Here is a 14,353-nt window from a genome sequence, read left to right on the forward strand (position 1 = left end):
CGCTAGGCCGATAGCGAAAGCGTGGCCACGACGACCGCGGCGCCGCAAAAATACCCAAACACTGCCCAGGGGCCAATCTTCTTCAAGTACCAAATGAAGTCGACATGCTCGATCCCCATCGCGGCAACGCCGGCGGCCGAACCGATGATCAAACAACTGCCGCCGGTGCCGGCGCAATAGGCCAACAGCATCCAAAACGGATCGTTCATCGGCATGTCATACATCTCGATGCCGGCTGCGACCAACGGGACGTTGTCAACGATCGACGAAACCAACCCGATCACGATCGCCACGATTTCACGATTGGGCAAAACATGGTCAAGCCACATAGCGGTCTCGTGCAGTACGCCCATCGCACCCAGCGAACCGACGGCCAACAAAATGCCCAAAAAGAACAGGATGCTGGACATATCCACTCGCTTCAGCGCCGGCAATACACCGGTGGTCGAACGCGTCTGGGGCTCCAGCGTATGCCCCACCAATTCCGAGACGATCCAAAGCACCGCCAAACTCAATATCATTCCCATGTAGGGCGGCAAGTGCGTGAACGTCTTGAATGCCGGCACCCCCAACAGCGCCGTCAGCCCCAAAATCAAGAACAGCCATTGGTGCCACGGCCGAATATCTTTGGGGACGTGACGTTCCATTCGTGGTGGCGTCTCGATCAAACCCGGCATCGTATAGGCGAAACCGGCAAGCGGCACCAGAAAACAAACCAAACTGCCCAAGAACAGTTCCTGCATCACTTCGATCGTACCCAGCTTGTGCTTGATCCAAAGCATCGTGGTGGTCACGTCGCCGATCACGGTCCACGCACCGCCAGCGTTGGCCGCGATCACCACCAGACCGAGAAATTTTAAACGGTCTTCACGATCGTGAATCAGTTTTCGCAGCAGCGAAACCATTACGATCGTGGTCGTCAGGTTGTCCAGCACCGCCGACATGAAAAACGTCAGAGTCCCGATCGTGCAAAGCAGCGATCGTTTGCTCTTGGTTTGAATTCGATCGGTAATCAAAGCAAACGATTCATGCGAGTCGACCAGTTCAACGATCGTCATCGCGCCCATTAAGAAGAACAGGATGCTGGCGATCTCGCCCGTTTGGATCAAGTGTTGACCCTCGATCGCGAAGTGCAGTGGCACATCCGTAACACCCGATTCGGCCGCCTCGATCGAAAACCAATCGGGTATCGCTCCGGAGACCATCAACGAATCAAGATTGACGACGTACAGCGCCCAGCAAATCGCGCCAATCAACAACGCGCTGGCGGCTTTGTTGATCTTTAATTTGTGCTCCAGCGCGATCGCGAGATAACCAAGGACAAAGAAGGTAAGAATCAGGGTTTTCATGAACGAACTTGCTTCAACAATCTCTGGAGGGAAATGCCCAGGCGGGCCAAGTTTGGGGACGGCGTAGGGGATCTCGTCAGCCGACGATCAACACTAGGGTCTACTACTTTTAGCTCGACTTTTTGGTATGGGAACGCGTCAGTCGACTGATGATGCCGTCGCCTGTCGCAAGGTAAAACGATTCCCGCATAGTCGACTTCGACGGGGCGATAGTTCCCCTTCGCCCGACATGCGATCGACCGAAAAATGTGCAAACCAAGTGCTGCCGCAATCCCCCAGGTCAACGATGTCGAAGAAAGCCCCGAGGTCGCCTGGTTTTCAAGAAGTCGTTCCTTGTGGATCGATACGCGACGTCGATGCTATGGAGGGGGTAGGATGGTTGGAACACGTATTCTGATTCGCCACACGCCGGAGTTGCCCTACGATGCCATCCGTCATCATGTCACTGGACCAAGGCACCACCAGTTCTCGCGCTATCCTGTTTGACCGCAGCGGAACGATCGTGGGGCTGTCGCAGCGCGAGTTCACTCAGCACTACCCGAAAAACGACCAAGTCGAACACGACGCCGACGAGATCTGGCAAACACAATTGGCGGTCGCGCGCGAAGCGATTCAAACACACGACTTCACGGCCGAAGACGTCGCTGCCATCGGCATCACCAACCAACGCGAAACGACGGTGATTTGGGACCGATCGACGGGGCGGCCCATCGCACCGGCCATCGTTTGGCAGGACCGCCGCACAGCCGCCCTCTGTGATCAACTCAACCGCCAAGGCCATGGCGACTGGGTTCAGCGTAAGACGGGATTGCTGATCGATTCGTATTTCTGCGCGACCAAGATCCAGTGGCTGCTCGACAACGTATCAGGCGCGCGACAGCGGGCCGATCGCGGCGAATTGGCGTTTGGCACGATCGACAGTTGGCTGATTTGGAACCTGACCGCCGGGCGAGTTCATGCCACCGATGTGACCAATGCATCGCGGACCATGTTGTTGGATATTGATAGCGGCCAATGGGACGACGAACTGTTGCAACTGTTCAACGTGCCTCGATCCCTGTTGCCCGAAGTCTTGCCGTCAAGCCACTTGTACGGCGAAACGGATGCGAGTCTGTTCGGCGCTCCGATTGCGATTGGTGGTGCGGCTGGTGACCAGCAATCGGCGCTCTTTGGTCAAAACTGTACCTCGCCGGGCATGGCGAAGAACACTTACGGTACGGGCTGTTTTGCGCTACTGAACGTCGGCACCCGTCCCGCTCCATCGACGTGCAAGTTGCTGACCACGATGGCGTGCCGGATCAACGAGCAGCAAACGTATGCACTGGAGGGTAGCATCTTCATCGCCGGCGCGATGGTCCAGTGGCTGCGTGACGAGATTGGCATCATCGATTCGGCCGATGAAATCGAAGCACTGGCGGCATCCGTTCCCGATAGTGGCGGCGTTTGTGTCGTACCAGCACTGGCGGGATTGGGCGCGCCGCATTGGGACCCGTACGCACGGGGCACGATCATCGGCCTGACGCGAGGAACCACAAAAGCACATATCGCTCGCGCAGCCTTGGAAGGCATCGCGTTCCAAGTCGCCGATGTACTGGAGGCGATGCAAAACGACGCCGGTATCTCGATCGATCAACTTCGAGTCGACGGAGGCGCGGCGGCAAACAACTTGCTGATGCAGTTCCAGGCCGACATTCTGGGCATCGCCGTGGTGCGTCCGAAAGTCATCGAAACCACGGCGATGGGGGCGGCCTACCTGGCGGGGCTGTCGAGCGGTTTTTGGAGCGGCCACGACGAGATCGCCGACGTCTGGCAAACCGATCGTGTCTTTCAACCCGACATGGAACGCGGCGAAGCGGCACGGCGCCGCGCGCGATGGTCCGACGCCGTCACCCGATCGCGTGGCTGGGAATCAAGCGAATGACGAAGATGAACCGAAACGCATCGATCAAGCGAATCCACGATCGAAAGGAACCGTGGGACATGCTGGTGATTGGCGGCGGCGCTACCGGCGTGGGCGTCGCCATGGACGCCGCTTCACGCGGCCTCGACGTGGTGTTGGTCGAGCAGTCCGATTTTGGCAAAGGTACGTCCAGCCGCAGCACCAAACTGGTTCACGGTGGCGTTCGATATCTGCAACAAGGCAATATCACGTTGGTGCGTGACGCGCTGCGCGAACGAACACTGCTGCGCCGAAACGCACCCCACTTGGTGCATGATATGCCGTTCCTGATTCCGTGCGAAAGCCTTTGGCAACGATTCTATTACGGCCTCGGACTGAAGATCTATGACTTGTTGGCTTGGTCGGACAACTTCGGCAAGTCGGCCAGTGTGTCGGCCGAACAAGCCGGTCGCGACTTGCCGACCCTGCGCCGCGAACGTCATCGCGGCGGTGTGATCTATCACGACGGTCAATTTGACGATACACGACTGCTGATCAACATGGCGGCAACCGCGACCCAGCATGGTGCGTGCCTGATCAATTATGCCGCCGCCACGGACCTGATCAAAGACACCGATCGCAAGGCAACGGGCGCCGTATTGATCGATCGAGAAAACGAAAGCGAATATTCCGTCCATGCCAAGTGCATCATCAACGCTGCTGGACCGTTTTGCGATTCGATACGCCAGATGGATGAAACGCGTTGCGAACCGATGCTGGCGGCCAGCCAGGGTGTTCATATCGTGTTGCCACGATCGTTTTTTCCTGGCAATGTAGCGTTGATCGTTCCGAAAACATCCGACGGGCGAGTGCTGTTCATTATCCCGTGGCACGATCACGTCGTCGTCGGAACCACAGACACACCCATCGAAACAGCAACCTTGGAACCGTCGGCGCAAGAGCATGAAATTCAGTTTCTGATCGACACAACGGCAAGTTACTTGGAACGATCGCCGACTCGCGATGATGTCCAAAGCGTCTTCGTCGGAATTCGACCGCTCGTGAAGGGTGACAAGTCCGCGCGGACGGCTTCGTTATCACGCGATCACGTGATCCGCGTATCGGATTCCGGCTTGGTGACGATCACGGGCGGTAAGTGGACGACGGTGCGAAAGATGGCCGAAGACTGTGTCGATCGTGTGGTCAAGCTGGCCGATCTGAACGCGAAACCTTGCGTGACGAAAACGTTGAAGCTGCACGGTTGTACCGACGACGCGCCGACCGACACGGTCCGTTCGTTCTATGGCAGCGATTTGGCCGCGATCGCAACCCTTGAGTCGGAACGTCCCGAATGGGCAACACTGCTGTGCGAAGAGAGCTCGATCCGGGCCAGCGACGTGATTTGGGCTGTGCGAAATGAGATGGCGCGAACGGTCGAAGATGTACTCGCCCGACGAACACGCGTGTTGTTTTTGAACTCGCGAGCTGCGGTCGCGATCGCTCCCGTTGTGGCACGCTGGATGGCCGATGAATTAGGCTATGACGAATCGTGGTGCCAATCGCAGGTCACCGTATTCGGTCAAACCGCGCGACACTTTCAGTTGTCATCCGGGTAACACTCACCCCACAACCATCCTTGAACACTCTGATCGAACCGTCCACGCCGCATTCGCTTTTGATCGCCGCTCGGCAAGGCCAACCCGAGGCGTGGAATCGTTTCGTGCACCTGTATGGGCCGCTGGTCTATCGTTGGATTCGCCGGTCGGGGTTCCAATCCAGTGATGCCGCCGACGTGACCCAAGACGTGTTGATGTCAGTGTCCAAGGATCTGGCCAGTTTTGATCCCTCTCGCGCCGACGCGAAATTTCGAGGCTGGCTTTGGACGATCACTCGTCGACGAATCGCCGATTTTTGTCGCAACCGACCGACCGAACACGAACTGGGTTCCGGCGCCGACCGCTTGCCTTCGCCCGAGCTTTCACACGATCCACCGACCGACGCCGATTTGGATCGGCAGACGTTGTTGACGCAAGCCGTCGCGATCTACCGCGACCGCTTCGACCCGAAGACTTGGCAAGCATTCTGGGCCACCGTTGTCGAAGGCCGCGAGCCTGACGAAGTTGCTCAGTCGCTGGGCGTGACGCGATGGACCGTTTACAAAGCGCGGGCTCGGATTCTCCAACGGCTGCGCACCGAGCTGGCCGGATTGATCGATGTGTCCAATCCCTCTCGAAGGAATGGGTAGACGCAACCCTTTCTCCATCGCCACCGGACACCGAAACATGATTGCCACCGCAAATTGCGAACATCCGTCTGACCAGGAACTCGTTGAATTCGGATTCGGCCGCGTGCCGGCGGATCTCTTTGAACGTCTGCTAACTCACATCGAAGCTTGCGATCGTTGCCAGAAACGAATCAGCGAATCGGCCGGCAACGATTCCTTCGGTGCCGCTCTGTCGACCAGCAAAGCCGCTCAACCCGACCCGGTCCTGGCCGAACCCGACTGCCAAGCGGCGATCTTTCACGCCACCGGATCGCCCGCGATGCGGCTCGATCACGTCATGCCGCCGATTGAAACACTGGGTCCATATCGTCTGATCCGTCCACTCGGTCGCGGCGGGATGGGGGCCGTGTATTTGGCCCAGCACGAACGTCTGAAAAAGAAATGTGCGATCAAGCTGTTACCTCGAGCACGTTCGCTCGATTCGGTTTGGGTCGACCGATTCGATCGCGAGATGCAAGCCGTTGCGGCGCTTTCTCACCCCGGAATCGTCACCGCAACCGACGCCGGCGAGAGCCACGGTTGGCACTTCATGACGATGGAGTATCTGGATGGGCTGGATCTTTCCGCGATCGTCCGTCGCCTCGGTTCGGTCGACATTGCATCATCGTGTGCGATCATGCGAGAGGTTTGTTTGGCGTTGTCGGCTGTTCACGATGCCGGTCTGGTCCATCGCGACATCAAGCCGTCCAACATCATGCTGACGCGCCGTGGCGACGTGAAAATTTTAGACCTGGGCTTGGTCCTTGACCAAAGCAAACCAATGGCCGACATGCGTCTGACCACGGTGGGCCACGTGATCGGAACACTCGCGTTCGCGGCACCCGAACAGTTGTCCGATAGCGACACCGTCGACGAACGAGCCGATCTGTATGGTATTGGCGCAACGTTGTTCCAAATGATTGCCGGACACGCCGCCCATGATTGGCAACGAGGCATCGCGCCGTTGGTCTTGGAAAAGTCCACGTTGCCCGCCAAACGTTTGAAGTCGGTGCGAGTGGAAATCCCCGACGCGATGGATGACTTGGTCGCTGAACTGCTGCAGCGGGATCCTGGCGATCGACCGGCCTCGGCAAGGGAAGTCGCCGATCGATTGAAACCGTTTGCCGCAACATCATCACTGAAACCAATCATTGCCAAGTCGATGCGAGTGAATGACCCCGACCCGATGTCGCCTCCTTCGTTGCCCTCGCTTCGCCCATCGTTGTCAAGCGATCCGCCGCAAAGCCATGTTTGGGCAAAGCGGATCGCCGCAGGCATGGGTGGCGCGGCGGCGATCGCGATCTTGGCCGGAACGATCATCACGATCCAGTCGGAACGATCCACCGTCCGCATCGAAACCGATGATGCCAACGTTCGCGTGAATGTCGTGGAATCCGAAACCGAATCGGTACAATCGTCTGCACCGGAGAAACAATTTAAGGGCAAGCCGCTTTCGTATTGGACCCATGTGTTGGAGATCGAACGTGATGTCGACACCTTGGGCGAAGCCATCAACGCCGTCGTCAGCTTGGTCGATCCCGGCGATGTCGATGCCGCGACATCGATCTTGGTTTCCGCCCGTCGATTCGGCGGGTGGGTATCGAGTGGAGACACGACCAAACCTTCGCAGTGGTACATGACTCAGTTTAATAATCAATTTTCAAGGATCATGCCCGACCCAGGGATCGCGGCGATCACTCGTGAACTTTCCAATGGCAATGATCGCAGCCGATCGGCATCACTGTGGGCGATCACGGGTTTCGACTACACCACCTGGTCCGCGGATCCGGCGAACAACGAATCGGCTCTGCAATTGCACGACAATCTTTGCGCATTGGTGCAAGACGGCAAGATGGAATCCGAGCAATCCACGAAATACGCCCAAGCCATCTCGCTGACGATTGCCAATCAGATTCCGCTACCGTTGGAAAACGAACCGGGATTGATTGCGGCGATCAACGAAGGAATCACCGAAGCGAAAACATTCCGAACGCTCAAAGCCCGGTTCGCTGATCCTTGGCCCAATGGACTCGCCGATATCATGCACACCAACGTATTGAGCGTCGATCAGTTTGTCGCCGCCCAGCAGCTGGGCATTTCTTGCCCATCCATTTTGGATGCCCGAATGTTGCTGGATCGATCTGAAGAATTTCGCGAACAGAGAAACCAATGGTTTATCGAGCGACTGCAAAAAGATCCCGAAACGTATGCTGATGAAGCCGTTTTATTTTTGCACACGGCACCAGCAAGCGATTCGACCTCGCAGCCCAACCCGCCAGAAGTCATTCACCAAAACGAATCACTTTGGTTGAAGGCACTCGCCCGAATCGCGGATCACACGACGCGTCCCGATATTCTGCAGACTCGTTTGCAAACGTCCCAGCAATCGAGATGGTACGGACAGCGAATGGACGGTCAAGCCGACGCCGACATGGCTCAGACCATCGCCGACGCCATCGAAAGACTCGAACCGCGTGTCCAGATGATCCTAGAAAAGAACGCGGTCGATGGCGAAGGCACCGGTCCTTTCGGAAAACCGTTGCAAACGTCGCCCGGCGGGGGCGGAATGTTTTGACATCGTTCGGTCACTCGACCACGATCGGCAAACTTTCGCTGTGCGCCCCAAACTCGGGCGCGTACATGCACTGGATGTTCGCGAATCCGGTTTGATAGTTGCCTCGCAATTGCACCCGTGTCGAATACTCGAACACGTAGGTACCCTTTGGCAGATAGTCGATGAAGAAGTGGCTAGCCGTGTCTCCTGTCGATTCGTAGTAAGCCAGACCGTCCTGGAACTTATATCGTGAAAGCACGTTGACCGGCTCGGTACCGCTGCCGCGATAGTCCTTCAAATGAAGGTATTCCATGTCGCGGTCCGAACGCAGTACGATTCGCACGACCAACTCATCGCCGACGTCGACCGCACCGTCCAATGAAACCAACTTCGGACCTTCGTTGGTGTTTTTCTTCACGTACAATTGCTTGGTCAACTTCAGCGGTGTGCCGTCGTGGGGAGTCACGTTGGCGATGTCTTCAAAATATTGCCAATGAATGCTGCCCCAGGCAACTCCGTCATCGACCTTTGTCACCGTGACTTCACCCAAATTCGGATTCACCTCCGGACCGACAAACCGTTGCTCGAAGAATCCCGTTCCGGCTTCGACCGCCGTTGGCACGATCAACTCTCCGCCCAACGAAACCTTCACCAGCTCGTCCGACGCCAACAAGTCACTGCCGCGAAGCAGTAACGAATAGATCGCGTCGGCGGTCGCTTTCGTCGTCTTCCAATTCTGGGTCTGCTTTTGTTTTAGCAGCCAAACCTTACAGTCCTCGACCGCGTCGGCGTCATCCATTACCTCGTCGAACGCCTCGATCATCATCGCCTGCGTCTCGATCGGCGCGGCATGCCACCACCAAGCGTTCTCGGCGTCACGCCAAAACATGCCCAGATCTTCGCTGCTGACTGATCGCTCTTTGATCGACTTGATGATCGATTGCGCCGTCGCGTTCTGTCCGATTCGCTTCATCGCGATGGCGATGTGAGCCTGCGATTGTCGGCTGCGAAGTTCCAACCAATGCTTTTCGGATTGGGCCACCCAGTAATCGAATGCTGCTTGATGCTCTGGTGCAACGGGATGTTCTTTCAAGAAAAAGCTTCGGCCATACAGATACATCGCCACCGTTGACGACAGGTGATCTTTCGACCGATCCCCAGCGGGGATTTCGTCATGCCACTTCTTCATCCAGGCGTCGAGCCGATCGAGCGAGCGAATGGCCGCCGAGACGTCGATGTCAACGCCCAAATGCCGCATCCGACCGAACCCGGTTGTGATGTATAACGTGATGTACTCGTTCGATCGGCCACCGGGAAACCAAGGCCACGTCCCGTCACCCAACTGTTGCTCGGCCAATTGATTCATCGCCCGCGCCGTCTCGCTGTCCAAACGATTGGCGTCGAACAAAACACCGACATTGCGACGGGCTTGGCCCTCGTCATCGGCTTGGCGGACCCATGGTGTTTCTTCGATGACGACCGACTTCAGATCTTCGTTTTGGTTCAGCGGGCTGTCCAGTGCCGGTTTCGCTCGCCACTGGTCCAACACTCGCTTGATCTTCGGATCGCTCTTGGCGATGTGACGTGCGATCGAGTTTGCATACAAACGATTGAACGTCTGTTCGCTGCATTGATGCGGGTACTCCATCAAGTACGGCAGCGCCATCACCGCATACCACGACGGATTGGAAACCATTTGCGCGGTCACCGATTGATGCTCGATCGAATCCGAATCGCCCGATTTGAGCAGCTTTTCAAACTCGAATGTTTTTGTTTGCTTACCGCGAATCGGTAGCCCGATCGACTCGGTAATTAATACGCGACGTGAAAGAACCGGAAGGTAGCCCTCTTCGCCATCCGACAATCGCCCCGTCGATGCGACGGCCTTGTAGGTCAAAACCCCCAACCCATCGGCCACCTTGACCCGCCATGCCAGCGTTTGCGATTGCCCCGCAGCGATCTCAAAGGACTTTTCGTTGGACTCGTTCGCCAACCGATCATCCACAAACTTTCCCGTGCGTGCGTCCGCGAACGTCAAGCGTGCCGAACCGGTTTGCCGCGTCGGTGATTGGTTGGCGACCTTGACCGTGAATTCAATCTCGTCGCCTTCGCGCAGGAATCGCGGCGGGTTGGGAACGACCATCAAGTCCTTTGCCGTCACGATCGTGTCGGTCAACGAACCGCTGCGAAGGTCTCTGTCGTGCGAGAAACTCAAGAACTTCCATTCGGTAAGCGCCTCGGGCATCGTGAACTCCATCCGTACCGAGCCATCGTCGCCCGCCATCAACTGGGGATAGAAAAACGCCGTCTCGTTCAAATTCGTTCGAACCGAAACGTTGTCGAAATCGACTTTCGGCGTCTCATCGATCGAGGTTGGCGGCTCTTCGCTGGCGGCGAAATCCATGGTCGCGGGGGCCGGCGCGGCGCCGTCCATCATCATCGCCTCGGCCATCGGCGCACCTTCGGCGATACTTCCGGCACCTTTCATCATCATCCCACGCTGCATCATTCCATAGCTGCGGCCGACTCGCAGCCCGAACATCGGTCGGATCAATGAATCGGGCAGTCGCGGATAGGCCAACGATTCGTCTCGCCGGTCGACCGTCCAGCGATTGGATATCGTCTGCAAGTACTTGGGCGTGTTTTCGAACGACGACGACAGTCGCGTTCGTTCGTGGCGAAACACGTTGAATCGATCTTGCCATTGATGCGGCAAAAACGCGTCGAGCGATGCGTCATAGAGCGTCGCCACCATCTCAGCAGCCGCTGGAGCGGCGTCCGGTCCTTTGATCACCGCGGTCCAAGTTTCTTTCGCACCGGGGCCCAGCTTTGAAACTAAGTGCTCCCAAGTAACGTCCAAGCGTTTGTTCGTCCACGGAATGTCGACCGTGCGTTGTTCAAGGTGGGCCCGGTTGTCTCGAACCATCGTGACACGCAGAGTGAACCCGCCTCGCATGGCTTCATTCACCGATTGTTTGATCTGCGACTGAGTCGACGCCGCATCGGTCCAATAGCTTTGGTTGATCTTTCCGCGATGCTCGATCTCGATGAACGCGCGAGCCGACTCGTATCCGCTTCCCCAAATAGCCAGAAACTCTTCGCCCGGCTCAACGGATTCTTTCTGTAACTCGAGATGGAACGGGATCTTCGCATCGAATCGCTTTGCGTCGGGATCCAATACATGCACAGGAAGTTCGGCGCGGACTTCCTTGCCAAACGCATCGGACGTTTCCAACACGGCCCGGTAGAGCCCCGATGCAAGGTCGACCTTGACCGTCGTCGAACCCGACGCATCCGTCATGACCGCTTGCTCGAAAACGACTTCACCCAGCGGCCAAGAATCCGGATTCGCCCAGTCCGGTTCCGGCTTCGATCCATCACGAGGCTTCACGAATTCGGGTCGCCGATAGAGCTGGACCAACCGCGGACGAGTCGTCGAATCCGGAGCGGTCAATCGGTAGATTTTCAAGCGACCGTCGGCACCGCGAAGCTCGCCGTCCAGCGATTCCGTGCGCACCTTGATTTCAGTCGGCGATTGATCCGTCAACCAATCCACGGTTGTCATCGACGCCGTCAAAGCGACATAGCCGATTCGAATCGAACGTTGATCCGAACGCGTCTCGCCCGTCGTATCGGTGACGTCGGCGTAGACAACGTAGTCGAAGGTGGGTTGCGATTCCTCGGCGACCGACGTGTCTGGATTGGCCGTGAACGGCACTTTGAAACTGCCCAAAGCGTCCGTCGTTGTGGTCCCGTGCGCAATTTCTTGGCTTTCGCCTTGCACCGGCGGCATCCACCAACACGATCGCAACCACCAAATCGGATAGCGAACATTGCGCACGACGCGGTACGAGACCGTCGCCCCATCCACGGACGCTCCGGTGTAAGCCGTTGCCACTCCCGCGACGACAACTTCTTCGCCAAGTTTCACATCGGCTCTCGGCGATTCCAGATCGACGCGAAACTTCGGCCGTTTGTATTCCTCGACCGTGACCTGAGTCTGGCCTCGCGGTTGCCCTTGGACCGCCAGCGTCATGCGTCCCGTCAAGCGGTCGCGCGGCGCTGTGACGCTTGCTGCGAAGCTGCCGTAGTCGTTCGTGCGAAGATTCAATCGCTCGATTTCCTTGCCGTTGACATCCGAGAATACGATCGAAACGCTCTTTCGTTTCATCACGGCATAGTTGTCGTTGGTTTGGTTGTATGTCAAACAGATCCCCTTGAACTGGATCATCTGACCCGGACGATAGATCGATCGGTCCGTGAAAAATACGGTCTGTTGTACCGTCGCTTGCGAGCGATTGGATTGATACAAATGCAGCGGATTCGCCGTCGCCAATTCTTGACCGTGATGTGACGCCAAAAAGAAAACCTGTTGCCGGCTCGCGCCCGAAATACGGAACATTCCGTTGGCGTCGGTGCGGACCGTTTTCATCGCCCGACGTGTTTGCGATGGTTGATCAAACGACCACGTTTCGACCGTTGCACCTTCGATCGGTTCGCCCGATCGAGCGTTCAAGACGAAACCGTCGATCAGACTCTCGCTGCCATGATTGCGAGTCACAATCGACAAATCGCTGACCCAAACTTCGCATAGCGAAATTTGGTTGTCTTCCACGGCAAAGTGGACATCGTGGCTGGCAATCAAGTAATACGAACCCGCGGCGGGCACTTTCGGCGGCGCGACCGATTGCACTCGTTGCTGAAAATCGTCGGTGGCCGGCAAATCGGCCATCCAACTGACTTCGGGTTCTTTCGTTAACAACTCGGATCGTTTGCCCGTGTCGAGTTGCTCGACGCCCCAACGCTTGCTGCTGATGAATTCACGAAAATCAAACCTCACCAATCGGAAGTAGATTTTGGTGACGTTGCGGTACGTGATGTCGATGACGGGGCCGCCAGCATCGCTGTGGCCTTTCGGTTCGTTGCCCGGCCAATTCCAAACCCGTTCGGTGACAACGCCCGACGAACGAGACTCGATCTCTTGGATCAGGTTGTAGCAACCACGACCGCCCACCGAATCGGGATACTTGTTCAAGCCCTGTGTCGCGACCCGATGTGCGGCGACCAAGTCACCGCTTTCGCGCAGCGACTCACCCAAACGGTGCAAGGCACGAGCCGCCACGGGGTTTTCGGAATTGGATTCCGCAAAGCGACGAAGCGCCGCTTGAAACCGCTGTGACTTCGATTCTCCAAATGCTTGATTTTCGGCAAAGATCAGCCGCCGCAAGTCGGTGTCGAAGAACGCCGATCGGTCGGAGTCGTTTTGGTGAAAACGAATCAGCGATTGAAACTGTTTGATCGCCGCAAGCGTCAACGAGTCGGCGTCGTCGGTCGCCGGTTCCCAACGGATGAACGCATCGGCATCGTCGAGAGCCGGGCCGTCAGCCGAAAACTCGAACTTGTCCTGTTTCGCCGATCCGGCTTGTTCACCAGATGCGTAGAAATCGATCGCGTTGTGACCGAGGACATCGTAAAGCGTCGGACGCAGTTCCGTCGCCCCGTCCATTCCATCAAGCAGCTCGCGATATAGATCGACCGTCGTCGACTCTAGCAGAGACGTGGATCGAAGCGCCGTTTCGAACTGGTCCCGGATTTTTTCCAAGATCCGAGCCAAGTCCCAGGTGGTGATGTCGTCACCGATCGAGTCGGCGGCGGTCGCATCGGTTTGCGTTCTCTGCAAGTAACGCCATCGGTTTTGTTGGAAGTAGTGCCAATACCAATTGGCAAGGATCGCCTCCATCGCCGGCTTCATCGGATCGGGGGACGGATCGATTTCGGCGCGCAGCCGCGTGATTTTTTCTTCCGGTTGGTTGCCTTCGATCTCGCCCTCCAAAGCGATCTTCCAACAAACCGCTTTTACGGCAGCATCGTAGTTCTGCGCCGCTTTCGTCGATCGGATGATCGGGACCAGCCGTTCGATCGCCGTCTTGGGCAGCCCTTTCTGGATCGCCTCTTCGACTGATTTCCATGACACGTCGTTCGTATCCTGAGCAAGAGAGGGTTTTGCCATCGAAGACATAGCGGTCGCCAACAGCAGACCGAGGATCGACAGGGAACGAAACGATAAATAGCGGTGACCGATCACTTTAACATCCTTTGAAATCGTCAGCGGAGGTCCATCCCCATTGTCCCTCGCTGGCACGCCTCTTACACAGGGGTACGGACGGCCAAATTGCGGATTTCTGGATATCCACGGTGGCCAACCGGGCGTCGGTATACGATTCGGATCACAGTCGGGAAGCCGACAACTCAGATCACGGTCGATTCACCCAGCCAGCTGCCAACTCGCCGGGCATGGATTAAAATTG

Annotated in this window: 6 protein-coding genes; 4 read left to right on the forward strand and 2 right to left on the reverse strand. The window is 57.1% G+C overall.

Going from position 1 to position 14,353, the window contains the following annotated elements; translation table 11 throughout:
• Positions 1 to 2 precede the first annotated feature (2 nt).
• Positions 3 to 1,349 carry a sodium:proton antiporter NhaD gene (gene nhaD / locus Poly51_RS13340; RefSeq protein WP_146458239.1) on the reverse strand — a complete coding sequence of 449 codons (1,347 nt, stop codon included), beginning with the start codon at positions 1,347 to 1,349 and terminating at the stop codon, positions 3 to 5.
• 424 nt (positions 1,350 to 1,773) lie between these two features.
• Between nhaD and glpK the strand changes: the two genes are divergently transcribed.
• The 4 genes from glpK to Poly51_RS13360 are packed head-to-tail and all read left to right on the forward strand — an operon-like array spanning position 1,774 to position 8,066.
• Positions 1,774 to 3,270 (forward strand): glycerol kinase GlpK, encoded by a 1,497-nt coding sequence (glpK, locus tag Poly51_RS13345; RefSeq protein WP_146458241.1) that lies wholly within the window; start codon positions 1,774 to 1,776, stop codon positions 3,268 to 3,270.
• Positions 3,267 to 4,844, forward strand: a complete 1,578-nt coding sequence (locus Poly51_RS13350) for a glycerol-3-phosphate dehydrogenase/oxidase (protein WP_246114475.1) — start codon at positions 3,267 to 3,269, stop codon at positions 4,842 to 4,844. Before glpK ends, Poly51_RS13350 begins: the two co-directional genes overlap by 4 nt.
• Positions 4,845 to 4,864: 20 nt before the next feature.
• Positions 4,865 to 5,473 (forward strand): RNA polymerase sigma factor, encoded by a 609-nt coding sequence (locus tag Poly51_RS13355; RefSeq protein ID WP_186775526.1) that lies wholly within the window; start codon positions 4,865 to 4,867, stop codon positions 5,471 to 5,473.
• Positions 5,474 to 5,510: 37 nt separating this feature from the next.
• Complete coding sequence (locus Poly51_RS13360) at positions 5,511 to 8,066, forward strand: serine/threonine protein kinase (RefSeq protein WP_186775527.1); 2,556 nt, start codon at positions 5,511 to 5,513, stop codon at positions 8,064 to 8,066.
• Between the two features lie 10 nt (positions 8,067 to 8,076).
• On the opposite strand, the gene Poly51_RS13365 is transcribed toward Poly51_RS13360, so the two are convergent.
• Positions 8,077 to 14,019, reverse strand: a complete 5,943-nt coding sequence (locus Poly51_RS13365; RefSeq protein ID WP_186775528.1) for an alpha-2-macroglobulin family protein — start codon at positions 14,017 to 14,019, stop codon at positions 8,077 to 8,079.
• Positions 14,020 to 14,353 lie beyond the last annotated feature (334 nt).

Source organism: Rubripirellula tenax, from assembly GCF_007860125.1.
Lineage (GTDB): Bacteria > Planctomycetota > Planctomycetia > Pirellulales > Pirellulaceae > Rubripirellula > Rubripirellula tenax.

Coding starts and splice junctions, on each gene's coding strand:
- nhaD (WP_146458239.1), bottom strand. CDS start 1,349: ATGAAAACCCTGATTCTTACCTTCTTTGTCCTTGGTTATCTCGCGATC.
- glpK (WP_146458241.1), top strand. CDS start 1,774: ATGCCATCCGTCATCATGTCACTGGACCAAGGCACCACCAGTTCTCGC.
- Poly51_RS13350 (WP_246114475.1), top strand. CDS start 3,267: ATGACGAAGATGAACCGAAACGCATCGATCAAGCGAATCCACGATCGA.
- Poly51_RS13360 (WP_186775527.1), top strand. CDS start 5,511: ATGATTGCCACCGCAAATTGCGAACATCCGTCTGACCAGGAACTCGTT.